The sequence below is a fragment of the Streptomyces sp. SYP-A7185 genome, from assembly GCF_046103685.1.
Taxonomy (GTDB): domain Bacteria; phylum Actinomycetota; class Actinomycetes; order Streptomycetales; family Streptomycetaceae; genus Streptomyces.
The window spans coordinates 9,177,810-9,203,283 of the sequence record NZ_CP122310.1 but is presented as its reverse complement, the minus strand read 5'-3'; the positions used below and the strand labels follow the sequence as shown (position 1 = coordinate 9,203,283).

The window sequence follows — 25,474 nt, the reverse complement described above, 5'->3', positions numbered from 1 at the left end:
CCGGTGCGGGCGTGGGGATGCGGGGACGGGCGCGGTGACGGGTCAGCCCTTGACGGCGCCGGCGGCGAACCCGGAGGTCACGTGGCGCTGCAGCAGCAGGAAGATGACCAGGGCGGGCAGCGCGAAGAGGGTCGAGGCGGCCATGGTGGCGCCCCAGTCGGTGCCGAAGGTGTTGTGGAACGAGGACAGCCACACCGGCAGCGTCCGGTGGTCCTGCTGTTTGATGATCAGGAAGTTGGCGTAGGCGAACTCGTTCCACGCCGTGATGTAGCCGAACAGCGAGGTGGCCATCAGGCCCGGGGCGAGCAGCGGCAGCGCCACATGGCGGAAGGCGCCGGCCCGGGTGCAGCCGTCGACCTGGGCCGACTCCTCGAGCTCGGCGGGGATCGTCGCGATGAATCCGCGCAGCACCACGATGGTGAAGGGCAGGGTCATCATGAAGTAGATCAGGGTCAGTGTCGGCAGCCGGTCGAGCATCCCGGTGTCCCGGGAGATGATGTAGACGGGGATGATCAGTGATTCCCAGGGCGCCATCTGCGCGATGAACACCATGAGCATGAACTGGCGGCGTCCGCGCCAGCGCATCCGGGCCACGGCGAACGAGGCGCCGAGCGCGACGATGAGGGCCAGGGCGACGGCGCCCAGGGTGACCAGCACGCTGTTGCGCCAGAACAGGCCGAATCCGTCCGCGTCGACGGCCCGCCGGAAGTGGTCAAGGGTCCAGCTCTGCGGCAGCAGTCGCGGGCTGTCGGACTGGATGTCGCGCGAGGGTTTGAAGGCGGTGGTGACCATCCAGTAGACGGGGAAGAGGCACAGGACGACCGTCACGGTGGCGGCGATGTTGAGCGGCAGGCGGCGCAGTGGGCGCGAGGTCGTCACAGCTCGTTCTCCTGTCGGAACATCTGGCGGAAGTAGAAGACCAGCACGCCCGACATGAGCAGCACCGTCAGCATCGACGCGGCCGATCCGAGGTCGTAGCGCTGTTGGGCCAGCGCGGTCTGCACCGCGTAGACCGGCAGGATGGTGGTGGCATCGCCGGGGCCGCCGCGGGTCATGACCCAGATCTGTACGAACGCCTTGAACGTCCAGATGACTTCGAGGGAGAGCACGAGCATGAAGATCGGGCGCACGATCGGCAGGGTGACGGAGTGGAAGATGCGGAACCCGGAGGCGCCGTCGATGCGCGCGGCCTCGTAGAGCTCGGTGGGCACGGTGGTGAGCGCCGAGTACAGCGTGATCGCGGCGAACGGCACCGACTGCCAGACGACCAGGGTGACGAGGATGGCGAATGCCGCCGGGCCGTGGGCCAGCCAGGGATAGCCCTCGAAGCTGCTGAAGCCGAGGCCGGTGAGGGCGTGGTTGACGATCCCGAACTCGGAGTGGAACAGCCACTGGAACACGGTGGTCGCCGCGACCACGGGCATGGCCCAGGTGAGCACGAGCGCGCTGAGCACGGCCGTGCGGCCGAACCGTCCGAGCCGCTCCACCATGAGCGCCACGAGCGTCGAAAGCACCATGATCAGCGCGACGTTGACGGCCATGAACAGGAAGGTGCGGCGCACCACGGTCCAGAACCGCGGGTCGGACAGCAGGGTCGTGTAGTTGTCGAAGCCGGTGAAGCGGGCGTCGCCGAGGATGAGCTGGCGCAGGCCGAAGTCCTGGAACGAGATCAGGACGGCCCGCGCCAGCGGGTACAGGAGCAGGTACAGCATGCCCAGGAGCGCGGGCGCCACGAGCAGGTAGGGCCAGATCCCGGACGTCGTGGCGCGGCGGACGGTGGTGGGGGTACGCCGGGATGGTGGGGACACCACCGGGTCGCGGACGATCGTCACGGCGTACTCCTCTCGGTGCGGGGGTGGCCGGGGGCGGGGGTCATAGGTGGTCAGGAGCCGGATTTCATGGCGGTGGTGATGGCGTCGGAGGCCTCGGCGGCCTCGCGCCGGGGATCGCCCCCGGTGAGGACGGCGGTGAGGTAGTCCTTGATGGGGTTCTTGGCCTCGACGGCGGCCCAGCCCGGCGTGTTCGGCGTGGCGTGGCCGGCGGCCGCGCCCACGGCCATGGCGGAGGCGCCCGGGTCATCGGCGACCGCGCCGGCGAGCGTGGTCTTGTTGGGGACGTAGCTCATGGCGACGGCGAGCTTCTTCTGCCAGGCGTCGCCGGTCAGCTCCTTGACGAAGGTGTACGCGGCGTCGTGGTGCTGCGACACCGTGGGGATCACCAGGTCGGAGCCGCCGGTGAAGACGGCGCCGGGTTCGTCGGCCGACTTGCCCGGGATCGGGAAAAACCCGAGCTTGTCCTTGAGTCCGGGGTTGTTCTGGGTGACCACGTTGGCGCCGCCCGGTGTGCTGATGATCTGGGCGATTTGGCCCTTGGCCATCACCTCGGCCTGCGGCGGCTGCGCCTCGTCGGAGTCCTTGGGCCCCTTGCCCAGGGCCTGGAGCTTTTTGTAGAAGGCCATGGCGCGCAGCGCCTGGGGGCTGTCCAGCGAGCCCTTCCAGGTGTCGCCCTTTTCGACGGCGAGGTCGCCGCCCTCGTCCCAGACGAAGCCGGCGTAGGTGTACCAGTTCTGCCCGGGCAGGTAGATGCCCTGCTGGGAGCCCTGGTCGAGCTTCTTCGTCGCGGCGATCCACTGGTCGCGGGTCTTGATCGTGGCGGCGTCGACGCCGGCCTTCTCGAAGAGGTCCTTGCGGTAGATGACCACACGGTTGGCCGCGTAGTACGGGATGCCGTACTGCTTGCCCTCCCAGGCTCCCGGTTCGGCGAGCCCCTTGAGCCAGGCGTCGCCGCCGAGGTCGTCGACCTTGTCGCTCAGGTCGAGCAGGCCGCCGCTCTGGGCGAACTGGGCGACCTGGGTGTTGCCCGTCTCGATGACGTCGGGGGCGTCGTTGCTGGCAAGGGCGGCGGTGACCTTCTCGCCGATGCCGTCCCACTCCTGGATCTGGATGCGTGCGTCGATGTCCGGGTGCGCGGCTTCGAACCCCTTCTCGAAGTCCTTCTGGAAGGCGGCCGAGACGCTGTCGCGCATCAGCCACACGTCGATCGCGGTCTTGCCGCCGCCGGCGGAATCCCCGTCACCGGAGCCGGACGAACAGGAACTGAGCCCGGCGACCGCGACGAGCGCGGACACACCGGCGAGCAATCGGAACTTCACGGTTCACCTCTGGGGGTGCCGGACCTGACCAGCTCTGAACTGGTCAGGTGACCTCTGGTGAGGGAGAAAGCTGGCATAGACCATTGGATGCGTCAACCCCCGCTGCAATCAGGGGAGTTAACGATGTAGTTGTCGATCTCCGCGCTTTCGTGGTGAACTGGTAAGACAGCTGGTTGTCAGGCAAGAGGGGGCGGACGGTGACCACCGACGCAAGCGACACGGGCGGAACGGCGAAGACGGAGGTCGGGCGACGCTCCTCGGGAGCGGTGCTCAAACGGGAGCGGGTCCGAGATCACCTGCTGCAGCTCATCGAGTCGCAGCACCCCGGCGATCCCATCCCCTCCGAGCGCACGCTCTGCGCGGACCTGGGCGTCTCACGCCCCACCCTGCGCGCGGCCGTCGACGAACTGGTCGCCGCGGGCGTTCTGGTGCGCGAACACGGGCGGGGCATGTTCGTCGCACCGGAGAAGATCACCCAAGAGCTGATCTCGCCGGGGCACGGCCTGAAGGTGCCGCGCGCCGCGGGCGCCTGGTCCAGCCGCCTCCTGGAGTTCACCACCATCCAGGCCGGCGCCCGCGTCGGCCGCAAGCTGCACCTCTCCCCCGCCGCCCGGATCGTCTACGTGGCCCGGCTGCGGCTCGTGGACGGCGCCCCGATGGCCATCGAACACCTGCACATCCGCGCCGATCTGGTGCCCGGGCTCTCCGCACAGGACCTGGAGAGCGGCGATCTGTACGAGCACCTGAGCGAACAGCACGACGTTCATGTCCGCGAAGCGACCCAAACCATCGAGCCGACGGTGGTCACCCGCGCCGAGGCCGATGTGCTCGGCGTGCCCGAGCTCTCCCCCGCCCTGCTGGTCGAGCGGCTCACCTCGGACGACTCCGGCTGCCCGGTCGAGTACGTCCACTCGCTCTACCGCGGCGACCGCTACCGCATCGTCTCGCGGCTCACCCTCGGCCCGGCCGCGAGCACGCCCGAACCACAGCCCAGCCACCACCCCGGCATCCCGCCGGGCGACTTCGCCCACCGGGACACGGTCGCCTCCTCCACCCGCGGCGACGTCCAGGCCCTCTGAGACACGGGGTGCGCCCGCGCCGACCCTGGCCGAAGCAGGAAACTTAGTAGGCAACCACGGTTAAATCTATTGTGCCCGTGGTAATTTTCCTCCGATGGCCGGTGACTTCCGGAGGCATGCCCTCCGGGCGGGAGGGGACGTGAAGACAGGGCTTCAGGTGCGGCGGATCGAGCACCGCCGCGGCGACGCCGCGGTACTGGCCGTGAGCGGCGAACTCGACGTGGCCACCGCGGAGATCCTCGGCGACGCGGTCGACGCGGCCGTCAACAGCGGCCACCGGACCGTCATCCTGGACTGCGGGCGCCTGACCCTGTGCGACTCGCACGGCCTCGACCTCCTGCTGGGCCTGCGCACCAGACTGCACGCGCTCCAGGGAGACCTGGTCCTGGCCGCGGTGCATCCCGTCGTGCGCCACCTTCTGGAGGTCTCCGCGACCGCACAGATTTTCACCCAGTACGCCGGCAGGGACGAGGCGCTGCACCAGCTGTCGCAGGCCCACGTCCCGCGCTCGGCGCCTCATCCGGGGTAAACCCGTTCACCCTGATGGCGCCCGCCCGCGAGTCCGTCGATGGTGCCCGCATCCTTGCTCCCACCTGCAATCCGGGGACGATGCGAGCGTCGGAAGACCCCCGCGACGTGGCCCGTCGGACACGTCGGTTTCTTGTGAGGCCGTTGCGACCGTTACGCTTCGCAGCGTCTATGGCGTCAAATAGTGGGCGCCGATTACTGGAGGCCATACGTCATGCTGATCGCCCAGCGTCCCTCGCTGACCGAAGAGGTCGTCGACGAATTCCGCTCCCGGTTCGTGATCGAGCCGCTGGAGCCGGGCTTCGGCTACACCCTCGGCAACTCGCTGCGTCGGACCCTGCTCTCCTCGATCCCCGGTGCGGCCGTCACGTCCATCCGCATCGACGGTGTCCTGCACGAGTTCACCACCGTGCCGGGCGTCAAGGAAGACGTCACCGACCTCATCCTGAACATCAAGCAGCTGGTCGTCTCCTCGGAGCACGACGAGCCCGTCGTGATGTACCTGCGCAAGCAGGGCCCGGGTCTGGTCACCGCCGCCGACATCGCGCCCCCGGCCGGTGTCGAGGTCCACAACCCCGACCTGGTCCTGGCCACGCTGAACGGCAAGGGCAAGCTGGAGATGGAGCTGACCGTCGAGCGCGGCCGCGGCTACGTCTCCGCCGTGCAGAACAAGCAGGTCGGTCAGGAGATCGGGCGCATCCCGGTCGACTCGATCTACTCGCCGGTCCTGAAGGTCACGTACAAGGTCGAGGCGACGCGTGTCGAGCAGCGCACCGACTTCGACAAGCTGATCGTCGACGTCGAGACCAAGCAGGCCATGCGTCCGCGTGACGCCATGGCCTCGGCCGGCAAGACCCTGGTCGAGCTGTTCGGTCTGGCCCGCGAGCTCAACATCGACGCCGAGGGCATCGACATGGGCCCCTCGCCCACGGACGCCGCCCTGGCCGCCGACCTGGTCCTGCCGATCGAGGACCTCGACCTCACGGTCCGCTCGTACAACTGCCTCAAGCGCGAGGGCATCCACTCCGTGGGTGAGCTCGTGGCCCGCTCCGAGGCGGACCTGCTCGACATCCGCAACTTCGGCGCGAAGTCGATCGACGAGATCAAGCTGAAGCTCCACGGCATGGGCCTCAACCTCAAGGACAGCCCGCCCGGATTCGACCCCACCGTCTCCGCGGACACCTACCCGGCCCCGAACGAGGTCGACGCCGACGCCGACAGCGGTTTCGCCGAGACCGAGCAGTACTGAGCACCACAGCAGTACAGCAGTACTGAGCACCACACACCTGGCTCTGTGGCCCGCGCGTTGTACCGCGGACCACGGAGCCAGGTGCGTTACTCCTCGCTCGTCGGGTCGGCGGCCGCCGACCGTTCCTGGTGCTGCTGGATCTGACGCTTCAATTCACGGTGGAGATTCCGGTCGAGGTCGCCCTCGGCCACAAACGCCAAAATCTGCTGGGCGACGTCACGCACCTTGGTATTTGTGTGCATCGATACGGTGCGAATCACGTTCCATGCCGCGTCCGGGTCCAGGCGGCCGAGCGCGATGACCACGCCGATCGCCTGATCGACGATTGCGTGTGCCCACACCGCGTGCCGCAGTTGTTCTACTTCTTCTTGCAACTCCCATGCGTTCTCGACTTCGCCGGCACCGGAGGATTCGATGCTGGTAGCGCTGGTATTGGTGTCGGTCGACACGCGAGCCCTCCGGGTTCTGGGACGATCACGATCCACACAATCCCAAATGACTTTCCATCAGGCAACCTTCCCCCTGGTCAACCGGTCGACAAACCCCCGCCCGGCGCCTCAAACCTCCGGCGGCCGCAAGTCCTCGGCCTCGGTGGGGGGCTGGCCGGTCAGGCGGGTGATCAGGTCGGTGCACAAGTCACGAAGTTTGATGTTGCGGTTCTGGGAAGTGGTCCGCAGGATCGCGAACGCCTCGGAACTGGAGCAGCGCTGCTGGGCCATGATCAGTCCCATCGCCTGGTCGATCACGGCGCGGGAACGCAGCGCCTGCTGCACGTCCTTGGTGAACTGACTCGACTGGGTTATGCGTTGCGCCAGAGCGATCGCTCCCGTCGCCTGGGAGGCCAGGACCCGCAGCGCGGGCTGATCACTGTCGTCAAAACCGTGCGGCTCGGGCGCGTAGAGATTCAGCGCTCCTGCGGTGTCGGTACGTTCGGCGATCGGCAGCGACAGGGATGAACGGGTGCCGGAGGCCACCGCATGCGCCGGGTAGGTGCCCCAGCGCTGTTCCTCCAGCATGTCGCCGACGTGGATCTCCTGACCGGTGCGCAGTGCTTGCAGGCACGGCCCGTCGTTGAGCCCGTACTGCTTCTCGTCCAGGGCGGCGGCATCGGTGCCGGCGCTGGTCACCGTCAGGAACTGACCATCACGCTGAAGAGTGATCCCGCAGCCCGTCGCACGCGGGGCGTAGGTCATTGCCGCTTCGGCCAAACCGTGCAGGAAGTCGTCGAGGGTCTCGGTGTCCAGGAGAAGGTCGACCACGCTGATGAAGTCGGCCGACTCGCCGTTGTCGGGGGGCATTAAGTGTCCGTTCCGCGGACCATCAAGACCCACTGGACGGGGGCATGGGGACGGTCGCCGAGGTCCACGGAATCCTCCGCCGCAGGGCCACATCCCGGCACGCGGTCGCCACTCGGCCTCCACGCGGGAAAGACCTGGGTAAATGAGCCGCACCTCCACACTCCCCCCTGCGCCACGGCGGGCGCAACCCCATCGCGGCCGTCTTGGCCCCTTTCACGGGACTCGTCGGCTGACCGCTCCGCGCCGATTGGCTGCCTGTTCCGTTTGGGCGGATGATGGTCGGGAACAAGCATCACGATGCTTCGGAATGTAGGCATCTGACCGCGGGCTGAGTAATCGCTCTTCGGCTGGATGGCATTCCCCATGCGTCTCGCTCTCGCGGATCCGTGCCGGCCAATCCGTTGAGGAGCGATTTTTTATGCTCGCCAAATGCGTTTCCACGCCTGAGTCATCGCAGAAAAGGCGCACGCGCCGTTCTCACGATGATGCCCCCGACACCGAAGGCATCTTCGTCCGTCTGGCCTGCCTCGGCTCCGGCCCCGAGCGGGACGCACTCCGTGAGCTGGCGATCGAGGCCTGGCTGCCCATGGCCCACCGCATCGCCACAGGCTTTCGCAACAAGGGCGAGAGCCTGGAGGACCTGAAACAGGTCGCCGCCATGGGCCTGCTCAAGGCCGTCAACCGCTACGACCCCGGCCGTGGTGCGTTCGAGTCCTACGCCGTCCCGACCATCACCGGCGAACTGCGCCGTCACTTCCGTGACCATCTGTGGGACCTGCACGTCCCCCGCGGCGTGCAGGAACACCGCAACAAGGTCCGTATGGCCCGTCGCGACCTGATGCAACAGCCGGGCAGCGCCGAACCCACCGTCGACGAGATCGCCACGGAGACCGGCCTGACCCAGGACGAGGTCCGAGACGGCATGACGGCGATCGACAGCTACCGGGCCCTGTCCCTCGACGCCGCGCTGGCCCCGTCCGACTCGGACGGTTTCAGCCTCATCGACAAGATCGGCGAGACGGACACCGCCTTCGATCTCGTCACCGACCGCGAGGCCGCCAAGACCGGGCTGCGGCAGCTGCCGGAGCGCGCGCGCACCATCCTCTACCTGCGGTTCTTCGAGCACCAGACGCAGAGCCGGATCGGCGAGCAGCTCGGTATCTCCCAAATGCACGTCTCGCGGCTCCTTCAGCAAAGCTGCGCCCGGGTGCGGGACGAAGTCGAGCATCGAGCCCGGCATGTCAGCCGCGCCTGACTCCGCACGAGCCTGTCCGCGACGCCTTGCCGAGCAGGCCGAGCTGATCGTGGCCGTGGTGGGCGGGCTGAGCCCGTCCGCCGCCCGCGACGGCCTGCGGCAGATCTCCGCGCGCACCGGCATCAAGGAGCACCACGTGGCCCAGCTCCCCGTCGAGTGGGGCCGCACCGGCGTGCTGTGTGCCGACATCCGCACCGAACTGCACCACTACCTGGCCACTCACCCGCCCACGGCCAGATCTTGAAACGTCACCGGCCCCGCCTGGCACCGCCGGTCAGCGGTGCGTCAGGGTGAACACGCCGCCCTGCGGGTCACGCAGGGCGGCGCCCTGAGCGCTGCGCCGCACGACGGATGCCCCGTGGTCGAGTGCCAGGGCCACGGTGGATCCGAGATCGGAAACCGTGAAGCGCACGTCCCACCGTGGCAGGTCGGCCGGGTCGGCCGCCGCGGGGCGGGCTTCCGAGCCGAGGCGGGCCAGCACCTTGCCCTCCTGGCTCAGGACGACTTCGCCGTTCTCGTAGTCCACCTCGCAGCAGCCCGGGTCGCCAGTGGCCCAGTCCAGGACCTGCCCGTAGAAGATGGCCGCCTCGAAGGCGTCCGGCGAGCGCAGCCGCAGCCACACCGGAGCGTCCGCGCGCCCGGACTGCCAGCCGGCGATGAGGCGCCCCTCCCAGATGCCGAAGACGGCGCCGTCCCGGTCCGCCGCGAGCGCCCCGCGGCCCACCGGGAACCGCACGGGCCCCACGGCGACGGTCCCGCAGCGCTCACGGATGCGCGCGGCGGTCACGTCGGCGTCCTTCACCGCGAAGTAGGGCGTCCATGCCACCGGAACCCGCAGCGTCGAAGCGAGTGCGCCGATGCCGGCGACGGGCTTGCCCTCGTGCTCGGCGACGCGGAAGTCCTCGCCCAGACTCGCCGAGCGGAACGTCCAGCCCAGAACGGCCCCGTAGAAGGACTCCGCGGCGTCCAGGTCGTACGTCAGCAGACTCGTCCAGCAAGGCGCACCCACGACCTCGTGGCTCGTCGTCGCGTCGGCGGCGGAAACAGCGGTTCTGTGGTCGGTCATCGCACTCAACGTCCAGGGGAAAGGGAGACTCGGCGGCGGACTGGTTACCCGCCCGGCGCCACCTCACACGTCCCTCGGTGCCAAGCCCTGCATCCGGCCTGCTGCTCCGGCGCCCTGCGCACGCAGGAGGCTCAGGTCCGCCGTCCTGCGCAACGCGCAAGACTCAGTTCCGCGCCAGACTCTTCAGGGCTCCTGCCCTCTGCGCCTTTCTCCGCTGACGGAAGCGCTCGTCTTCTCCCAGTCCGCCCCACACCCCTGCGGCCTGCCCGGTCTCCAGTGCCCAATTGCGGCACCGCTTGAGAACCGGACAGCCGTGGCACACCCGCTTGGCGGCCAGAAGGTCCTCCTCGGCGGGGCCTGACGTGCCCACCGGGAAAAACAGGTCGGGATCCTCTCGGGCACAGGCGGCTTGCCGCCACCACGATTCCATGACGCCTCCCTGCGTCGCCGGATCACATCCGGCTGCACGATGCGATTGCCGTGTCCATGCTGGTTACAGGCGCGGGTCCCCAGAAGGTGCCAACCGAAACAGAGGACTCACCACCCGCGGCGAACAACGCCCGGGTGCCGCGCACGCGTCGAGCCGCCCCAGCCGGGGACCCGGCATGCGAGACCGCCTCGATCCCGGGCGCCACGGCACCCGAAGGAAGGAAACCTCACGTGCCCCTCTCTCCCAGCACACAACAGCCTCTCGCGGGGCAGACCGCGCTCGTCACCGGCGGATCACGCGGCCTCGGCCTGCTCGTCGCCGACCAGCTGGCCGCTCGCGGCTGCACGGTGACCATCGCGGCCCGCGACGCCGGTGAACTCGCCTCGGCCCAGCAGAAGCTGCTGCGGCGGCGGCCCGGCGTCACGGTCCACACCGCCGTCTGCGACGTGCGGGACCAAGAGGCCGTACACGCCATGTTCCGGACCGCCCACGACACCTGCGGCGGCCCCGACATCGTCGTCGCCAACGCGGGCATCATCCAGGTCGCGCCGGTGGAGGCCATCGGCGCCAAGGAATTCCGGGACGCCATGGACACGATGTACATGGGAGCCGTGCACACCTGCCTCGAAGCCCTTCCGTATCTCAAGGAGAGCCGGCGGGGCGGGCGGCTGGCCGTGATCTCCTCGGTGGGCGGCCTCCTGGGCGTGCCGCATCTGCTGCCCTACGCCGGCGCGAAGGCAGCGATCGGTGTCGTCGCGGAGGGCCTGCACGCCGAATTCGCCGCGAGCGGCGTCAGCGTGACCGCGGTCTATCCCGGACTGATGCGGACCGGATCGCACCTCCAGGCCGAGTTCGGCGGCTCGCGCAGCCAGGAGTTCGGCTGGTTCTCCGCGCTGGCCGGTGCACCGCTGGTCTCCATGAACGCCGAACGCGCCGCGGAGCGCATCGTCAGGGCCGTGGTCCGGCGCCGGACACGCCTGGTCCTGACGCCGCTGGCCCGGGCCGCCGACCTGGCGCACGGCCTGGCGCCGGCCGTGACGACGCGCCTCAACGGCGTGCTGGCGCGGATGCTGCCGCAGGTGGCGCCCGGGCGCCCGCGGCTGCGCCGCGGGGCCGAGACCGATCCCCCGCAGGGAGCGGTCAGCAGCCGGTTCCAGGCGTGGGGCAGCGCCCTGAACGAGCGGGCCGCCGACGCCTACAACCAACGGAAGCGCTGATCAGAGCGTGCCGCAGCCAGATCAAGGCACGGCGCGCGGGCCGGGCCGACCCGTCCCGGCCATGTGGAGAGGTGAGCCTGCGCTCCGCGTGGGAACTTGGATCACATGACCCCTTCCCCGCACCCGGACCAGAACCCCGACCCGCCCGAACCGATTCCGGACCCCGACCCCCGCGAGACCACGGGCCTGGAACCGGGCGGGAGCGTGCCGCCGGGAGAGACCCCGCCCGCCGAGAGCAGCATGTCGGGAGCGGGGCCACACGAGACGCACAACCCGTCGAAGGGCTGGGCGAAGGGACCGCTGGCGTTGATCATCGGCCTCGCCGTGCTGTTCGCGGCCTTCTTCCTCGTCTACGCGATCGTGCTCTGGCTCTGAGCCCGGTTTTCTGCGGTCGCACCCGGCCACACACGGCCGTTGGCGTCCCTGAGCACGCCCTGTGTCAGCCCTCGGCCTTCTCCTGGGTGTAGGTCCAGGCGTACTGCAACCAGTCCGCCACCGTCATCGCGGCGAAACCGGCCCCCACCACGCGGGCACCCCGCGGCACGAGCACATAGGCCCCCATCAGCCCGGTGGCGGTCCACGCGGACGTGCAGAAGGGGCACGACACCAGATCGCCCACCGCCAGCCGCAGACCGCTGCCCCGCGGTTCGTCCATGGTCTCGCCGGCGGTGGTGTCCTCGACGCGGCGGGTGAACGGCGCCCTGAGGAAACTGGTGGCCTTGTCCTTGGTGAGCAGGCGGGCCGTCTTGAATGTGGCGATGCCCAAGAGCGCCACGTCCCACGGCGGGACCCGCTCCGGCAGAGCCACACCGCGTCGACGCGCCAGCGCCACGATGCCTCCCGCCGCGGCCGTGAACGTCGCCATCAGGGCGGCGTATCCCCCAAGGGGGACGTTCCCGCGCTCGTCGTACGCGTGAGCAAGCTTCTCTGGGGCCGTCACGGCTCCTCCAGTGCTGGGTGTGTCTGCGGCAAGAAGCAGCGCGAGAACCCTCCGTGATCCGGCAGCGGATCTCGTCGTGCCCGCACCGGGTGCCCGTCCCCCTCTCGTCACTCCTGGGCCCGGGCGCTGTGGCGCATCGCCCGAACGCTTCACCCGCAGGTCTGCCGCAGCGCTTTCGGGGAACTCCTGATGCATGGCTGAGAAGCGGCGGCTGAGGACGAGCGATGTCGACGGTCCCGGTATCCGCCGGGTCCGCTCCGGACGCGGCTTTCGCTACACGGACGCCTCGGGCCGCCCCGTCACCGATCCGGCCGAGAAGGAGCGTCTGCGCGGGCTGGTCATCCCGCCGGCCTGGCGCGACGTCTGGATCTGCCCGTGGCCCAACGGGCATCTGCAAGCCGTGGGCACCGACGACGCGGGACGGCGCCAGTACCTGTACCACCCGCACTTCCGCGAGCGTCAGGAGTCGGCGAAGCACGAACACGTCCTGGAGGTCGGCGCCGTGCTCCCCCAGGTGCGCGCCCACATCGCCGAGGACCTCGAAGGCCGCGGCCTCAGCCGCGAACGGGTCCTCGCCTGCGCCGGCCGCATGCTCGACCTCGGCTTCTTCCGCATCGGCAACGAGACGTACCGGCGGGACAACGGCACCTACGGACTGACCACCCTCCTGAAGGAACACGTCTCCGTCCGGCGCGGCGAGGTCTGCGTCACCTATCCCGCGAAGTACTCCAAGACCCAGGCCCGGGCGCTCATCGACCCGCCCGCCTGCAAGGTCCTGCGGGCTCTGCTGCGCCGGGGCGAGCCGGACTCGCGCCTGTTCGCCTACTGGCAGGGCCGGGCCTGGCACGAGCTGCACGCGGCCGAACTCAACGACTACCTGCGGGCCCGCGCGGGCACGGACATCACCGCCAAGGACTTCCGCGTCTGGCACGCCACCGTTTTGGCGGCGGTCGCGCTCGCGGTGTCGGCGCCGGTAGCCGACGAGTCGAAGGCCGCGCGCAAGCGGGCCGTCACCCGGGCCGTCCGCGAGGTCAGCGGCTACCTCGGCAACACGCCCGCGGTCTGCCGGGCTTCGTACATCAATCCCCGCGTCGTCGAGCTCTTCGAAGAAGGCCACACGATCGCCGACACCCTCGAACGGCTGGGCGACGGCGTTCCGTTCGGCCATCCCGCGACGCAGGGGCCCGTCGAGGAAGCGGTGTTGCGGCTACTGAAGTGAGGCAGGAGTCTCCGGGGGCCTTACAGGGTCGGGCGTGGGGACGCCTCGTCGGCGACGTGGTCGTCGTGGTCGTCGTGGCCTTCCGGGCGTCGCGGCGCCCGCTGTCCGTAGACGGTTTCGGGGGCGAGGGTGCGACGGATGAGGGCGCGCGCGATGTCGCTGGGGCGCTCGCCGCTGCGGGCGCTGTAGCGGTGGATGGCTTGGCCCGCATCGGCGACGCTCTCGCCGCTGTACGCGGAGAGCAGGCCTTTGGCCGTTTCCAGGGCGGCTTTCACCGACACCGCGGCCTGCACGTGCGTGAGGATGTCCTGCGGGCGCGTGGGCTCGACGCTCCAGCGCACCACGGACACCGCGGTGACATCGGCGAGCGCCTGCACGAGTGCGACATCGTCCGCGTCCAGCTCCGCGGAATCCTGAAGGAGCAGGTTGACCGCCCCCACGATCTGGCGGTGCGCGCGGATGGGCAGCGCGTAGGCGGCGTGGAAACCGCTGGTGAGGGCGAGCGGGACGAAGGCGGGCCAGCGCTCGATCTCATCGGCGAGCTGGGGGACCGCGACCTGCCGATGGGTTCGCCAGGCCTCGACGCAGGGTCCTTGCCCGGTCTGGAGCTGGATGAGCTCCAACAGCGCGGCGCGCTCGTCGGAGACGGCCATGGGACGCAGGTTGCCGCGCGCGTCGCCCATGAGGATGCCGGTCGCCGAGGCGCCGGTGAGCGCCACGCAGTGAAGGGCCAGGCGATCGAGCAGAACGGTGGGGTCGACGCCGTCGGCGAGCGTATCGGTGAGGCTGACGAAAGCTTCGGCGACGTGCTGTTGGTGGCTGGTCACGGTCGTCTCGCCATCTGTGTGCCCGCGCGAAGTGTCACCGGATCCTCTATTCATCGAGCACTACCCGCCGCAAGATCACGTCTCGTGCCGCCTGGCTCAGGCTCTGGCCGTGCGAGAAGGCGTGCGCACGCAGTCTGGCCAGGGCCTGCTGAGCATCGAGCCCGAGGTTATACATGATCACTCCCGTGGCCTGGTGGATCTCGGTGTTGTCGACCTCGGCACCCTCCAGCCACGACGTGAAACCCCAGTGATCCAGGTCCTCCTGCTGAGTCTCCCGGCTGCGGACATGCGTCTCGATCAGCGCCAGAGTGATGGCGTCGGCGATCAGCAGACCGCAGCGCAGGTCCCGTCCGCTCAGGAGCCCGGCCTTCTTGCTGTAGAGATCGAGTGTCCCGATGACCGAGGCCGCGCTGCCCAGCGGGAGGGAGAAGACCGCGCGCACGCCGAGTTCCATGGCCTGCTGAGCGAAGATGGGCCACCGTCTGGCGTCGGCGCCCTGAGCCAGGTCGGCGACGAGCACCGGCGCGTTGAGAGTCAGCGCGGTGCGGCAGGGCCCGTCGCCCAGGTTGTACTGCGCTTCGGCGAGGCGGCCTGCCACAGGGCCGCTCGACCACCACGTGGCGCGGACGCCGTCCGTGCCGTCGCTGACCGTGATGGACGCCCCGCTCAGGTCCAGTGCCTCGGTGCACAGCTCGCACAGTGCTGCCGGGCGGCGCTGCGGATCGGGCTCTTCCACGGCGGCTCTGAGGGCCGCGGCGAAGCGCGCCAAGTCGCCCGCTTCTTGCTCGCCGTGGTCATCGTCGCGGGGACGGTCGTCGCTCATCGCGCTCACCTCCCCGCAGATGCGGCCCTGCGCATCAGAATGCACCCGTCCCGGCGGCCGGGCGCCGCGGAAGGGGCGCGAGAGTTGCAGCAACCGATGACAGACCACCAACGCTTGGGAGCTGGAGAGACAGGCGCCGTGCACGGTCTGTCGGACAAACCGGTGCACGGCTGGGCGTGGCGCTCGCCCCTTGGCGTTTCATCCGCTGGATCGAGCTTGCGTGTTTCAGGATGCAACGAGCTTCTGTGTTTCAGGATGCAATCCTGGCGACGAAAGCGCCACGCTTGCGAGGTCCGCGAGCCGTCAGCTTACCGGTTCACGCCGGTGACGTTCTGTCGCACCGGCCGGTTCAGGAGCCTCGGTGAGCCGCTGTCGGGCGGCGGTCAGTGCCGCTTGGACTTCGCGGGTGCCGGTGCAGACGCACAGGGTGTAGGCGAGGTCTTCCATGCCCTGGCGGGCCTCGGCGCTTCGGCCCTGCTCGTGCAGCGCTCGCATCTCCTCGTACTGGGACATCAGTTTGCGCAGTACGGACGGGTGAGCCATCAGCACGGCGGTCTCCTTCGGTCATGCGTCGCGACAGCCGTCAGCGATCGCTGGTGGCTCACCTGGCAGTTGCCGCGGATCTCGGCGGCACCGGTGGGGGGGAAGAGGTCTGGACGGAAGTCGAGGAAGAACATCACTCACTCCGGGGAAGCAGGGCTCATGGCACGGCCGCTTCCTGACCTCGACCTTCAGTGTGCCCACCAAACGGCCGCTCACGCCACCGGAGGGCGCGGGCAGCCGGCGCTCACTCTGTCGGCGGCACCGGACACTCCTGGCCGAGACGGCCGGCGCACTCCAGGAGCAGGGCGTGGACGAAGGCCTGCGGGAGGTTGCCGCGCAGCTGGCGCTGGATGATGTCGTACTCCTCGGAGAACAGGCCGGGGGGCCCGCAGGCCGCCCGGTTGCGTTCGAAGAAGCGCACGGCACGCACCGGGTTCCCCTGCTGGTGCTCGGCCAGCGCCATCATGAAGCCGCACAGCAGGAACGCGCCCTCGGCCCGTGCCAGCGGCCTGGCGTCGTGGCGGAAGCGGTAGACGTACTCGTCGCGGGCCAACTCCTCCCGCACGGCGCGCACGGTGGCCACCGTGCGAGGATCGGAGCCCGGCAGCGCGCCGCGGACGGCGGGCAGCAACAGCGCCGCGTCCACGCCGGCTTGGTCCGGCGCCCGTTTCCAACGGCCGTCGGCGTGCAGGCTGGTGCGGGTCGTCTCGGCCAGGATCGTGTCGGCCAGTGCGGTCAGGCGCGCGACCTGTGCCCGGGCCCCGGGCAGCTGGGCGACGGCGCGCAGACCGGCGACGCAGCTGAGCCGGGAGTGGGTCCAGTGCCGCTCCTCGGTCTCCCAAATGCCGGCGTCGGGCCGCATCCACAGCTGTTCGACCGCGGCGACGGCGGTGTGCACGGCACGCCAACTGTCCCCCTCCAGACGGCCCGAGCGGCCCGCGGTGGCCAGCAGTTGCAGGGCTTCGCCGTAGGTGTCGAGCTGGAACTGCTGGTTCACCCAGTTCCCGATCTTGTCGGTTCCGCCCGGGTAGCCGGGCAGGTCCAAGGTCCGCTCGGAGGGCACCGCGCCACCGGTGACGGTGTAGGCGGGCTTGAGTTCCGTCCCGTCCTGAAGGAGCCGGGCCGTGACGAAGCCGACCGCGGAGTCGAGGAGTCCGGTGGCGCCCGCGCCCGCCGCGGCGATGCCCGCGTAGCACTGGTCGCGGATCCAGGCGTAGCGGTAGTCGTAGTTGCGGCCCGCGCCGGCGCGTTCGGGCAGGCACATCGTCGCGGCGGCGACCATGCCGCCGCCGCTGCTGGTCAGGCCGCGCAGGACCGCCAGGGCGTGGTGGGCGTCGCGGGGCGCGATGGTCCCCGGGGGCGCGGGGCACTCGCGCGCCCAGGCGGCCTCGGTGGTGGCCCAGGCCGTGGCGGAGCACACCGCCTCGGCGGGCAGCGGTCCGGGCGACAGTTCCAGTACGAGGTCGTGGTGGCCGCCCGGGGGCACGGTCAGCTCCAGGGTGAGCAACGCGCCGCCGGCCGGTCCGCGGGTCGTGCGCGCGGCTGCCGCGCCCGTCCAGCGCCAGTGCAGGGGGCCGGTGCGGCCGCTCCATGTTCCGTCGGGCCGCCGGGTGGGGTGGCCGGCGTCGGCGCCGAACGCGCCGCGCGGTTCGAGCAGGACCCGGACCCGCGCGGGGCAGTCCCTCGCCACGATGCGGCGCAGCAGCACCACGCGGTCGCTCGCGCCGGGAAAGGCCAGGGCTTCGCGGCACTCGACGGGGCCCTCGCCGGTGATGAACCGGCTGCGCCAGATGAGAGTGCCCGTCTCGTAGGAGCCGCCCCACACGTGCCGCGGGTCGAGCGGGGTGACGGCGTAGGTGCCGCTGCCGCCGACGAGGGCCGAGAACACCGCGTCGGAGTCCCAGCGCGGTGCGCACATCCATGCGATGTCGCCGTGCGGGCCGATCAGAGCGCCTCGTTCGCCGTCGGCCAGCAGCGCGTACTCCCGCAGCACGTGCGGGGCGAAATCAGGACCGCTGCCGCTGGTCTCCGGCGTGGGCATGGCGGGGGCGTCCTCTCCGGTCACCACCAGGCGATCCGCCGGCTTCGCGACGGCGGACGCCGGCGTGCGCGCAGGCCACGGCAGCCGCGTCGAGGGTGTGTCCGCAGTATCGCAGCGTGCGGCCGTGCCCGCCCGCGGTGACCTGCGCCCTCACCGGATCGGCCCGGGGTCCGCGCGGGCGCCGGGGAAAACATGCGACGGGCCGTCTGCCGGGGTGCCATGGGGGGAGACGAAAGGGGTGTCACCGGCATGGCGCGTCCAGTGTGGAGCGGAACGCTGACCTTCGGTCTTGTGTCGTTGCCCGTCCAGATGTTCACCGCCACGGACAGTCACACCGTGCACTTCCACCAGGTGCAGCGCGGTACGTCCGACAGGGTGCGCAATCGGCGGGTGAACGAACGCACCGGCGAGGAAGTCCCGCCGGACGAGATCGTCAAGGGCTTCGACGCCGGTGACGAGTACGTGCTGGTCGAGCCGGACGAGCTGGACGACATCGCGCCGGGCCGCTCCAAGACTCTGGAGATCACGGGCTTCGTCGACCTGGAGGAGATCGATCCGATCTTCTTCGACAAGACCTACTACCTCGGCCCGAAGGGCAAGGAGTACATCAAGGTCTACGCCCTGCTCCGCAAGGCGCTCGCCGAGGCGGACCGGGCCGGACTCGCGACCTTCGTGATGCGCAACCACCAGTATCTGGTCGCGCTGAAGGCCGAGTCGGGGCTGCTGACGCTGCACACCTTGCACTGGGCCGACGAGATCCGCGACCCGCGCAAGGAGATCGACGATCTGCCCGGCAAGACGAAGGTCACCGACCGCGAGCTGAAGATGGCACGCCAGCTCGTGGACACCTTGCACATGGAGTGGAACCCCGACGACTTCCACGACACCTACCAGGAGCAGGTGGCGGCGCTCATCGAGGCCAAGCGCACCGGCGAGGCGGTCGAGAAGGCGCAGCCGCCGAGCGAGCCCACCAACGTCATCGACCTGATGGACGCGTTGCAGGCCAGCGTCGACCGGGCGAAGAAGCCCTCGCGCGGCGGCCCGAAGCAGACCGGCCGCAAGGCGTCGCCGCCCACCCCGCTGGGCGAGGCCGCCTCCCGCCGCCGGTCCTCCGGCGGCGGCAAGCGGGCCAAAACCCACAAGCCCGCGTCGCTCGACGCGCTGACCAAGGCCGAGCTCTACCGGCGGGCCGGCGAGGCCTCGGTCCCCGGCCGCTCCTCCATGAACCGCCAAGAGCTGATCGACGCGCTGCGCGGGGCACGACGGCACCGGGCCACGTCGTGATCGCGCGGCGGCCCGGCGCCGGCCGGCACGTTTGACGCCGGACTTCGCGGGCACTTCGAGCACCGACGCGCGACGATCACAGGGCGAAGCGCGACATTTCCGTACCTCCCAAGCGCGAGGTGGTCATGAGCGGCGATTGACCAGGCCCGGCGGGCAGGCACACCACACGACCACGCACGAAGGCGTCCCGGTCGGCCGGGGCGTCGGAATGGATGGCCATGAGCAGCGGTTTCACGGGGCCCGAAGGATTCGGGCAGGATCCCTTCGGGGACCTCTTCGCACGGTTCTTCGGCAGCGGACGACGGCAGATCGACATCGGCAAACTCATGAGCGGGCCCGCCCGCCAGCTGATGACCACCGCGGCCACCTATGCCGCGGACCACGGCAAGAGCAACCTCGACACCGAGCACCTGCTGCGGGCGGCCCTGGCCCTCGAACCGACCCGCGCTCTGATCGAGCGTTCGGGAGCCGACCCCGACACGATCGCCGAGGAGATCGACCGGCACGCCGGGGAGACCGAGGGCGTCACTCCCCCGCAGGCGGTGGCGCTCACGCCCGCCGTCAAGCGGGCGCTGCTCGACGCGCACGAGGTGGCGCGGGCCGTGGGGGCCGGATACATCGGCCCCGAGCACATCGTCATGGCCCTCGCCGCCAACCCCGACAGCGCGGCCGGACACATCCTCAACGCGGCGCGCTTCGACCCCGGCAGCACGCCCCAAGCACCGCAGGGCTCGCCGGGCGCCGCCGAACCACGCCAAAAGGCCCAGGGCGGGGGCACGCCCACCCTGGACCGCTACGGGCGGGACCTGACCGCGCTGGCCGGGGAGGGCCGCGTGGACCCGGTCATCGGCCGCGAGGAAGAGATCGAGCAGACCATCGAGGTGCTCTCGCGCCGCGGCAAGAACAACCCGGTCCTCATCGGGGACGCGGGCGTCGGCAAGACCGCCGTGGTGGAGGGCCTGGCCCAGCGCATCGCGGACGGTGACGTACCGGAGACCCTCGCCGACCGCCGGGTCATCGCCCTGGACCTGTCGGGCGTCGTGGCCGGCACCCGCTACCGCGGCGACTTCGAGGAGCGGCTGAACGGCATCATCGACGAGGTCCGCGCGCACGCCGACGAACTGGTCGTCTTCATCGACGAACTGCACACGGTGGTCGGAGCCGGCGGCGGCGGTTCCGAAGGCGGGTCGATGGACGCGGGCAACATGCTCAAACCCGCGCTGGCCCGGGGCGAACTGCACGTGATCGGGGCGACCACCCTGGAGGAGTACCGGCGCTACATCGAAAAGGACGCCGCCTTGGCCCGCCGCTTCCAGCCCATCTTGGTCGCGGAGCCGACGGCCGCGGACGCGGTGGAGATCCTGCGCGGGCTGCGCGATCGCTACGAGGCCCACCACCAGGTGCGCTACTCCGACGAGGCCCTGCTCGCCGCCGTCGAACTGTCCGACCGCTATCTCACCGAACGGTTCTTGCCGGACAAGGCCATCGACCTCATGGACCAGGCGGGCGCACGGGTCCGGCTGCGCTCGCGCACCAAGGGCACCGACGTACGGGCCCTGGAACGCGAGATGGAGCAGGCCGTCCGCGACAAGGACCAGGCCGTGGCCGCGGAGAACTACGAACGCGCCACCGAACTGCGCGACCGTATCGGCGCGTTGGCCCGCAAGATCGAGGCCGGGCGCACCCGCGAGCCGGGTGACGGGCAGATCATCGAGGTGGCGCCGGACGACATCGCCGAGGTGGTGTCCCGGCAGACCGGCATCCCCGTCAGCACCCTGACCCAGGAGGAGAAGCAGCGCCTGCTCGGCCTTGAACAGCACCTCCACGAGCGCGTCGTCGGCCAGGACGAGGCCGTCAGCGCCGTGGCCGAAGCGGTGCTCCGCTCCCGCTCCGGCCTGTCCAGCCCCGACCGGCCCATCGGCAGCTTCCTCTTCCTGGGCCCCACCGGCGTGGGCAAGACGGAACTCGCACGGGCCCTGGCCGAGGCGCTGTTCGGCAGCGAGGAGCGCATGGTGCGGCTCGACATGAGCGAGTTCCAGGAACGGCACACGGTCAGCCGTCTGGTCGGCGCCCCTCCCGGCTACGTGGGCCACGACGAGGCCGGCCAGCTCACCGAGGCCGTACGACGCCACCCGTACTCGCTGCTGCTGCTCGACGAGGTGGAAAAGGCCCACCCCGACGTCTTCAACATCCTGCTCCAGGTACTGGACGACGGCCGGCTGACCGACGCGCAGGGCCGCACGGTCAACTTCACCAACACCGTCATCGTGATGACCAGCAACCTCGGCTCCGAGGCGATCACCGGGCGCGGCGCGGCCCTCGGTTTCCGGGCGGACGGCTCCGACGCCGACGAAGAGGCCCGGCGCGAGCAGGTGCTGCGGCCCCTGCGCGAGCACTTCAGGCCGGAGTTCCTCAACCGGATCGACGAGGTCGTCATCTTCCGGCGGCTCAGCGGCGAGCAACTGCGCCAGGTCACCGATCTGCTCCTTGAGGAGACCCGGCGCCGACTGCACGCCCAGGACATCACCATCGAGTTCGCCCCCGCGGCGGTGGACTGGCTCGCCCGCCGCGGCCACCAGCCCGAATACGGCGCCCGCCCGCTGCGCCGCACCATCCAGCGCGAGGTGGACAACCGGCTCTCGCGCCTGCTGCTGGACGGGCAGCTGAGCGCCGGCAGCCGGGTCCTGGTGGACGCCGAAGACGACGCCCTGACCATCCGCACGGTGGGCGACCCGACCCCGCGGGAGGCCTGACGATGTCACGACCCGGACAGCCAGAGCCCGGACACCAGGCCGAGAGCCGGCCGCCCGAGGGCGCCCCCGCCCCCGGCCCCGCCCCGCGCGTGGCCGTTGTCACCGGGGCGGACTCCGGCATCGGCCGCGCCACGGCCGTACGGCTCGCCGCCGCCGGCATGGACGTCGGCATCACCTGGCACAGCGACCGGGAAGGGGCCGAGGAGACGGCCGCCGAAGTGGGCCGCCACGGCCGGCGCGCGGAGATCGCCCGGATGGACCTGACCGACCTGCCCGACGCGGCGAAGGTGGTCGACGAACTCGCCGGGCGCCTCGGACGGATCGACGTCCTGGTCAACAACGCCGGCACGGGCACCGCGACCCCCTTCGTGGACCTGGAACTCGACGACGTACGGCACGTGCTCGACGTCGATCTGATCGGACCGTTCCTGTGCGGCCAGCACGCCGCGCGCCGCATGATCCAGCAGGGCGACGGGGGCCGCATCGTCAACGTGACCTCCGTCCACGAACACCAACCCCGCGTGGGCGCGGCGCCCTACTGCGCCGCCAAGGGCGGGCTGGGGCTGCTGACCCAGGTGATGGCCCTGGAGCTGGCGGAGCACGGCATCACCGCCAACGCCGTCGCCCCCGGCGAGATCGCCACCCCGATGACCGGGCAGGAGGACGCGGACGTGCACCGGACGCAGCGCCCGGGCATCCCCCTCAACCGCCCCGGCGACGCCCGTGAGATCGCCGCCGTCATCGCCTTCCTCGCGGGCCCCGACGCCTCGTACGTGACCGGCGCCTCCTGGGTCGCGGACGGCGGCATGGTGCGCATGGGGCCCCAGGCCGGCTCGCACCTGCACAGCCACGAGTGGCGCCGGCCATGAGCACCCCGCAGGGACCTCGCCCGCCCGCCGTGGCGGCCGGCACCGGGAAACGGAGCAGCAGGTGACACCACAGGCCGAAGAGACCGCTCCCGAGGCACGCGGGCCGCGCACCAAGCTGTGGCCGGCCGCGGCCGCCGAGACGCCGGCGCCGCAGGACGGCGCGGAGGAGCTGCCGCCCGACCTCAACCAGGCCATCTTGGAGGCGGCCAAGCAGGTGGGCGCCGTCCTCAAACGGCACGAGTACGACTTCGCCCTCGCCGGCAGCGTCGCGGTGTACGCGCACGGCGGGGCCGGCAACCTCCAGCACGACGCCGACTTCTGCATCAAGCCCGAAGACGCCGAAGCGATCGCGGCCACCTTGGCCGAGGCCGGTCTGACGGTGTATGCGCCGCCCGAGGACTGGCTCTTGAAGGCCACATGCCTCGGCCAGGACATCGATCTCATCTTCGAGCTGGCCCACCAGCCGGTCACCGCCGACCTGTTGGCCCGGGCCACGGAGCTGCCGGTGGACTCGGTGCGCATGCCGGTGCTGGCACCGACCGACCTGATGCGCGCCCTGCTCGCCGCCTTCTCCGAACACCACTGCGACTTCGGCGCAGTCCTGCCCATCGCCCGGCAGCTGCGCGAGAAGGTCGACTGGGAGGCGGTCCGCCGCGACTGCGGGGACGCGCCGATGCCGGCCGCCTTCCTCTACCTGCTGGAGCGCCTGCACGTCATCGCACCTCAAGGAGGAGACCGATGAACGACCACGTCGAATACCGCATCGCGCACCTGAAGGAACGCCTGGCGGCCGAGCAACTGGGCGAGCTGGGTATCCGCGTGGAGCCCCGCGGATCGTCCGTGACGGTGGTGGGCACCGTGCCCACCACGCAGTGCCGCGAGGAAGTGATGCGTACGGCGCAGGAAGACCTGGCCGGGCTCACGGTCCACTTCGACGTCCTGGTCGCCGAATCGACGGCACCCGACCACCCCGAGGAGCTCGCATGATCCGCGTCGCAGCCGTGGGGGACATCCACATGGGCCTCGACAGCCACGGCGTGCTCCGGCCCGCCTTCGAGACCCTCGACGCCTGCGCGGACCTGCTGCTCCTGGCCGGGGACCTGACGCGCCACGGCACCCCGGAGGAAGCGCGGGTGGTCGCCCAGGAGGTGACCGGTCTGCCGGTGCCGGTGGTCGCCGTGCTCGGCAACCACGACCACCACGACGACAAGCCCCAAGAGGTCACCGCCGTCCTGCGCGACGCGGGCGTCCGGGTGCTGGAGGGCGAGGGCACCGTCGTGGAGGTCGGCGCAGAGCGCGTCGGCGTCGCGGGCACCAAGGGGTTCGGCGGCGGGTTCGCCGGCCGCTGCGGCAGCGAGTTCGGGGAACCGCTGATGAAGGAGTTCGTCCGCCACACCCGGCGGTGCGCCGAGGGGCTGCGCGCCGCGCTGGACGGCCTGGCGGAAGCGGGATGCGCTACCCGGGTGGCGCTCACCCATTACTCGCCGGTCCCCGACACTCTGGCGGGCGAACCCCTGGAGATCTTTCCTTTCCTGGGCAGCTATCACCTGGCCGAGGCGATCGACGACGCGGGCGCTGACCTCGCGGTCCACGGCCATGCGCACGCGGGTACCGAACACGGCATCACCAGCGGCGGCGTACCGGTCCGCAACGTGGCCCAGCCGGTCATCCGCAAGGCGTTCCACGTGTACCACCTGGGGACCGGCGCCAAGGAAAAGACGGCTGCCGGACATTACCTCAACAATTGAAAGAACACGAGATTTCCGCCCCCGAAATCACCGGGCGGCCCCGGCCGCATTTGAGTCGGCTGGTATGAGTGGTGCGGGTCGGGTACACCACTTGTATGGAATCCACGGAATCTACGCACTGGGAATTCGCCGCCTCGTCCGGCACGGCACTGCTCATGTGGATCGTCGGCCTGGTCGTGGTCGGCGTCCTGCTGGCCGCCTTTGCGTGGGGGCGTCGCATGCGCGCGCGTGAGCCCGCTCCGCCGCGCCCGGAGGAGCAGCCGAAGATGCCCGAGGGCGGACCCGTCCGGGAGGTCCAGGAGTTCCGGGAGCCGAACGAGGTCCCCCGCGACGGCGGTCGGCTCACACCGCACGAACTCGACGGCGGCTATGGCACCCCCAGCACGCACCCCAGCCCTTCGCAGGACCCGGAGGACCACCGCAGGCCCGGCGGCGGCAGCTTCGGCAGCGGCGGCCCGGGCTGAGCCGACCGGGCTCAGCCGATGCCGGGCACGCCGCCCCTGCCCCGGAAAGCCCTGCTCCAGGGGGAACTGTGGTGGCGCTCAGGCATCGCTCTCGCCGGTACGGCGGGCGGCGGCACGGCGGCGCAGCCGCATGGGCAGCACGTACCAGCAGAACCCGAACCAGAGCATGACCGCACCGACCAACACCTCGGCCAACGCGCCGGGAACCACCAGGCGCAGGATCAGCAGGAGCGTGCAGCCGATGGTCAGCGCCAGCAGGACCATGCCGAAAATCATCAGCCGGCCCGCGGCCTCGACCACTTCGTCCTTCATGCGCAGGCCGGAGAGAAAACGGTGGATGGAGACGGGCGCTATCAGCGAACCGGTCGCGGAGGCGCCGAGGATGACGGTGACCACGTAAATGACCCGGTCGAACGTGTCCAATTCCCGGAACAGAGGGGTGAAGGCCACGCTGAGAAGGAATCCGAAGAGGATCTGCACCCCGGTCTGGGCGACCCGGGTCTCCTGAAGAATCTCGTTCCAGCGTCGGTTGACCCGTTGACGTGCGTACTCCGGCGGTTCGACGTCTCGCTCTGGACCATCGGAGTCCTGGCACCCGCGACATGTCGCGGATTCCTCGACGTCGACGAACTTGGCCGGCTGCTCCGTCATGGACATGATTTCCTCCTGTTTCAGAGAAACCGAATGCCC

Annotated in this window: 28 protein-coding genes; 15 read left to right on the top strand and 13 right to left on the bottom strand. The window is 70.3% G+C overall.

Annotated features, from left to right (window positions below):
- Window positions 1–42: 42 nt before the first annotated feature.
- From QBL25_RS40575 to QBL25_RS40565, 3 genes are all read right to left on the bottom strand, one after another.
- Entirely contained in the window at window positions 43–879 is an 837-nt protein-coding gene (locus QBL25_RS40575) for a carbohydrate ABC transporter permease (protein WP_409061978.1), read from the bottom strand.
- Window positions 876–1,811, bottom strand: a complete 936-nt coding sequence (locus QBL25_RS40570; protein ID WP_409062951.1) for a carbohydrate ABC transporter permease — start codon at window positions 1,809–1,811, stop codon at window positions 876–878. Before QBL25_RS40570 ends, QBL25_RS40575 begins: the two co-directional genes overlap by 4 nt.
- 71 nt (window positions 1,812–1,882) lie before the next feature.
- A complete protein-coding gene (locus QBL25_RS40565) occupies window positions 1,883–3,151 on the bottom strand; it encodes an extracellular solute-binding protein (protein WP_409061977.1) in 1,269 nt (422 codons plus the stop codon).
- A gap of 266 nt (window positions 3,152–3,417) precedes the next feature.
- Here QBL25_RS40565 and QBL25_RS40560 point away from each other — a divergent pair, with 266 nt between their 5' ends.
- From QBL25_RS40560 to QBL25_RS40550, 3 genes are all read left to right on the top strand, one after another.
- A complete protein-coding gene (locus tag QBL25_RS40560; protein WP_409062950.1) occupies window positions 3,418–4,230 on the top strand; it encodes a GntR family transcriptional regulator in 813 nt (270 codons plus the stop codon).
- 139 nt (window positions 4,231–4,369) lie between these two features.
- Window positions 4,370–4,759, top strand: a complete 390-nt coding sequence (locus QBL25_RS40555) for an STAS domain-containing protein (RefSeq protein WP_409061976.1) — start codon at window positions 4,370–4,372, stop codon at window positions 4,757–4,759.
- 213 nt (window positions 4,760–4,972) lie between these two features.
- Window positions 4,973–6,007 carry a DNA-directed RNA polymerase subunit alpha gene (locus tag QBL25_RS40550; protein ID WP_409061975.1) on the top strand — a complete coding sequence of 345 codons (1,035 nt, stop codon included), beginning with the start codon at window positions 4,973–4,975 and terminating at the stop codon, window positions 6,005–6,007.
- Window positions 6,008–6,093: 86 nt separating this feature from the next.
- On the opposite strand, the gene QBL25_RS40545 is transcribed toward QBL25_RS40550, so the two are convergent.
- Both QBL25_RS40545 and QBL25_RS40540 read right to left on the bottom strand, forming a co-directional pair.
- Complete coding sequence (locus QBL25_RS40545; protein ID WP_409061974.1) at window positions 6,094–6,456, bottom strand: ANTAR domain-containing protein; 363 nt, start codon at window positions 6,454–6,456, stop codon at window positions 6,094–6,096.
- Between the two features lie 108 nt (window positions 6,457–6,564).
- Window positions 6,565–7,305 (bottom strand): GAF and ANTAR domain-containing protein, encoded by a 741-nt coding sequence (locus QBL25_RS40540; RefSeq protein ID WP_409061973.1) that lies wholly within the window; start codon window positions 7,303–7,305, stop codon window positions 6,565–6,567.
- A 418-nt stretch (window positions 7,306–7,723) separates the two neighbouring features.
- Here QBL25_RS40540 and QBL25_RS40535 point away from each other — a divergent pair, with 418 nt between their 5' ends.
- Both QBL25_RS40535 and QBL25_RS40530 read left to right on the top strand, forming a co-directional pair.
- Window positions 7,724–8,560: a SigB/SigF/SigG family RNA polymerase sigma factor gene (locus tag QBL25_RS40535; RefSeq protein WP_409061972.1), complete on the top strand. Its 837-nt coding sequence runs from the start codon at window positions 7,724–7,726 to the stop codon at window positions 8,558–8,560.
- A complete protein-coding gene (locus QBL25_RS40530; protein ID WP_409061971.1) occupies window positions 8,544–8,804 on the top strand; it encodes a hypothetical protein in 261 nt (86 codons plus the stop codon). The genes QBL25_RS40535 and QBL25_RS40530 overlap by 17 nt, the downstream gene beginning before the upstream one ends.
- A 30-nt stretch (window positions 8,805–8,834) precedes the next feature.
- Here QBL25_RS40530 and QBL25_RS40525 read toward each other — a convergent pair whose 3' ends face one another.
- Window positions 8,835–9,626: a VOC family protein gene (locus QBL25_RS40525; protein ID WP_409061970.1), complete on the bottom strand. Its 792-nt coding sequence runs from the start codon at window positions 9,624–9,626 to the stop codon at window positions 8,835–8,837.
- Between the two features lie 163 nt (window positions 9,627–9,789).
- The gene (locus QBL25_RS40520) at window positions 9,790–10,056 is read right to left on the bottom strand and encodes a WhiB family transcriptional regulator (protein WP_409061969.1); all 267 of its coding nucleotides are present in this window, start codon (window positions 10,054–10,056) and stop codon (window positions 9,790–9,792) included.
- A gap of 230 nt (window positions 10,057–10,286) precedes the next feature.
- On the opposite strand from QBL25_RS40520, the gene QBL25_RS40515 reads away from it, so the two are divergent.
- The gene (locus QBL25_RS40515; protein ID WP_409061968.1) at window positions 10,287–11,273 is read left to right on the top strand and encodes an SDR family NAD(P)-dependent oxidoreductase; all 987 of its coding nucleotides are present in this window, start codon (window positions 10,287–10,289) and stop codon (window positions 11,271–11,273) included.
- A gap of 105 nt (window positions 11,274–11,378) precedes the next feature.
- Entirely contained in the window at window positions 11,379–11,648 is a 270-nt protein-coding gene (locus QBL25_RS40510) for a DUF6480 family protein (protein ID WP_409061967.1), read from the top strand.
- Between the two features lie 64 nt (window positions 11,649–11,712).
- Here QBL25_RS40510 and QBL25_RS40505 read toward each other — a convergent pair whose 3' ends face one another.
- Window positions 11,713–12,213 (bottom strand): DUF1360 domain-containing protein, encoded by a 501-nt coding sequence (locus tag QBL25_RS40505; protein WP_409061966.1) that lies wholly within the window; start codon window positions 12,211–12,213, stop codon window positions 11,713–11,715.
- Window positions 12,214–12,406: 193 nt separating this feature from the next.
- Between QBL25_RS40505 and QBL25_RS40500 the strand changes: the two genes are divergently transcribed.
- Entirely contained in the window at window positions 12,407–13,432 is a 1,026-nt protein-coding gene (locus QBL25_RS40500; protein WP_409061965.1) for a DNA topoisomerase IB, read from the top strand.
- A 20-nt stretch (window positions 13,433–13,452) separates the two neighbouring features.
- Here QBL25_RS40500 and QBL25_RS40495 read toward each other — a convergent pair whose 3' ends face one another.
- The 4 genes from QBL25_RS40495 to QBL25_RS40480 all read right to left on the bottom strand — a co-directional run bounded on the left by QBL25_RS40495 (window position 13,453) and on the right by QBL25_RS40480 (window position 17,666).
- Window positions 13,453–14,259 (bottom strand): GAF and ANTAR domain-containing protein, encoded by an 807-nt coding sequence (locus tag QBL25_RS40495; RefSeq protein ID WP_409061964.1) that lies wholly within the window; start codon window positions 14,257–14,259, stop codon window positions 13,453–13,455.
- A gap of 46 nt (window positions 14,260–14,305) precedes the next feature.
- The gene (locus QBL25_RS40490; protein ID WP_409061963.1) at window positions 14,306–15,082 is read right to left on the bottom strand and encodes a GAF and ANTAR domain-containing protein; all 777 of its coding nucleotides are present in this window, start codon (window positions 15,080–15,082) and stop codon (window positions 14,306–14,308) included.
- A gap of 303 nt (window positions 15,083–15,385) precedes the next feature.
- Window positions 15,386–15,631: a DUF5133 domain-containing protein gene (locus tag QBL25_RS40485; RefSeq protein WP_409061962.1), complete on the bottom strand. Its 246-nt coding sequence runs from the start codon at window positions 15,629–15,631 to the stop codon at window positions 15,386–15,388.
- Between the two features lie 238 nt (window positions 15,632–15,869).
- Window positions 15,870–17,666: a glycoside hydrolase family 15 protein gene (locus QBL25_RS40480; protein ID WP_409061961.1), complete on the bottom strand. Its 1,797-nt coding sequence runs from the start codon at window positions 17,664–17,666 to the stop codon at window positions 15,870–15,872.
- A gap of 249 nt (window positions 17,667–17,915) precedes the next feature.
- Between QBL25_RS40480 and QBL25_RS40475 the strand changes: the two genes are divergently transcribed.
- From QBL25_RS40475 to QBL25_RS40445, 7 genes are all read left to right on the top strand, one after another.
- Window positions 17,916–18,950 carry a Ku protein gene (locus QBL25_RS40475; protein WP_409061960.1) on the top strand — a complete coding sequence of 345 codons (1,035 nt, stop codon included), beginning with the start codon at window positions 17,916–17,918 and terminating at the stop codon, window positions 18,948–18,950.
- A 218-nt stretch (window positions 18,951–19,168) separates the two neighbouring features.
- Window positions 19,169–21,703: an ATP-dependent Clp protease ATP-binding subunit gene (locus QBL25_RS40470; RefSeq protein ID WP_409061959.1), complete on the top strand. Its 2,535-nt coding sequence runs from the start codon at window positions 19,169–19,171 to the stop codon at window positions 21,701–21,703.
- 2 nt (window positions 21,704–21,705) lie between these two features.
- Window positions 21,706–22,572 carry an SDR family oxidoreductase gene (locus tag QBL25_RS40465; RefSeq protein ID WP_409061958.1) on the top strand — a complete coding sequence of 289 codons (867 nt, stop codon included), beginning with the start codon at window positions 21,706–21,708 and terminating at the stop codon, window positions 22,570–22,572.
- A 115-nt stretch (window positions 22,573–22,687) separates the two neighbouring features.
- Window positions 22,688–23,314: a hypothetical protein gene (locus tag QBL25_RS40460; RefSeq protein ID WP_409062949.1), complete on the top strand. Its 627-nt coding sequence runs from the start codon at window positions 22,688–22,690 to the stop codon at window positions 23,312–23,314.
- Entirely contained in the window at window positions 23,311–23,559 is a 249-nt protein-coding gene (locus tag QBL25_RS40455; RefSeq protein WP_409061957.1) for a hypothetical protein, read from the top strand. Before QBL25_RS40460 ends, QBL25_RS40455 begins: the two co-directional genes overlap by 4 nt.
- Window positions 23,556–24,320, top strand: coding sequence for a metallophosphoesterase (locus QBL25_RS40450; protein ID WP_409061956.1), 765 nt, complete (start codon window positions 23,556–23,558; stop codon window positions 24,318–24,320). The genes QBL25_RS40455 and QBL25_RS40450 overlap by 4 nt, the downstream gene beginning before the upstream one ends.
- 95 nt (window positions 24,321–24,415) lie before the next feature.
- On the top strand, window positions 24,416–24,784 hold the full coding sequence (locus tag QBL25_RS40445) for a DUF6479 family protein (protein WP_409061955.1): 369 nt from the start codon (window positions 24,416–24,418) through the stop codon (window positions 24,782–24,784).
- A gap of 78 nt (window positions 24,785–24,862) precedes the next feature.
- Here the strand turns inward: QBL25_RS40445 and QBL25_RS40440 are convergent, their stop codons facing one another.
- Window positions 24,863–25,441, bottom strand: a complete 579-nt coding sequence (locus tag QBL25_RS40440) for a DUF6328 family protein (protein WP_409061954.1) — start codon at window positions 25,439–25,441, stop codon at window positions 24,863–24,865.
- Between the last annotated feature and the right edge of the window lie 33 nt (window positions 25,442–25,474).

What these genes read in the sequence shown, in the direction of transcription:
- QBL25_RS40490 (WP_409061963.1), bottom strand. Translation starts at nt 15,082, where the DNA reads ATGAGCGACGACCGTCCCCGCGACGATGACCACGGCGAGCAAGAAGCG.
- QBL25_RS40535 (WP_409061972.1), top strand. Translation starts at nt 7,724, where the DNA reads ATGCTCGCCAAATGCGTTTCCACGCCTGAGTCATCGCAGAAAAGGCGC.
- QBL25_RS40520 (WP_409061969.1), bottom strand. Translation starts at nt 10,056, where the DNA reads ATGGAATCGTGGTGGCGGCAAGCCGCCTGTGCCCGAGAGGATCCCGAC.
- QBL25_RS40470 (WP_409061959.1), top strand. Translation starts at nt 19,169, where the DNA reads ATGAGCAGCGGTTTCACGGGGCCCGAAGGATTCGGGCAGGATCCCTTC.
- QBL25_RS40455 (WP_409061957.1), top strand. Translation starts at nt 23,311, where the DNA reads ATGAACGACCACGTCGAATACCGCATCGCGCACCTGAAGGAACGCCTG.
- QBL25_RS40550 (WP_409061975.1), top strand. Translation starts at nt 4,973, where the DNA reads ATGCTGATCGCCCAGCGTCCCTCGCTGACCGAAGAGGTCGTCGACGAA.
- QBL25_RS40465 (WP_409061958.1), top strand. Translation starts at nt 21,706, where the DNA reads ATGTCACGACCCGGACAGCCAGAGCCCGGACACCAGGCCGAGAGCCGG.
- QBL25_RS40480 (WP_409061961.1), bottom strand. Translation starts at nt 17,666, where the DNA reads ATGCCCACGCCGGAGACCAGCGGCAGCGGTCCTGATTTCGCCCCGCAC.
- QBL25_RS40475 (WP_409061960.1), top strand. Translation starts at nt 17,916, where the DNA reads ATGGCGCGTCCAGTGTGGAGCGGAACGCTGACCTTCGGTCTTGTGTCG.
- QBL25_RS40500 (WP_409061965.1), top strand. Translation starts at nt 12,407, where the DNA reads ATGGCTGAGAAGCGGCGGCTGAGGACGAGCGATGTCGACGGTCCCGGT.
- QBL25_RS40440 (WP_409061954.1), bottom strand. Translation starts at nt 25,441, where the DNA reads ATGTCCATGACGGAGCAGCCGGCCAAGTTCGTCGACGTCGAGGAATCC.
- QBL25_RS40450 (WP_409061956.1), top strand. Translation starts at nt 23,556, where the DNA reads ATGATCCGCGTCGCAGCCGTGGGGGACATCCACATGGGCCTCGACAGC.
- QBL25_RS40525 (WP_409061970.1), bottom strand. Translation starts at nt 9,626, where the DNA reads ATGACCGACCACAGAACCGCTGTTTCCGCCGCCGACGCGACGACGAGC.
- QBL25_RS40540 (WP_409061973.1), bottom strand. Translation starts at nt 7,305, where the DNA reads ATGCCCCCCGACAACGGCGAGTCGGCCGACTTCATCAGCGTGGTCGAC.
- QBL25_RS40530 (WP_409061971.1), top strand. Translation starts at nt 8,544, where the DNA reads ATGTCAGCCGCGCCTGACTCCGCACGAGCCTGTCCGCGACGCCTTGCC.
- QBL25_RS40510 (WP_409061967.1), top strand. Translation starts at nt 11,379, where the DNA reads ATGACCCCTTCCCCGCACCCGGACCAGAACCCCGACCCGCCCGAACCG.
- QBL25_RS40445 (WP_409061955.1), top strand. Translation starts at nt 24,416, where the DNA reads ATGGAATCCACGGAATCTACGCACTGGGAATTCGCCGCCTCGTCCGGC.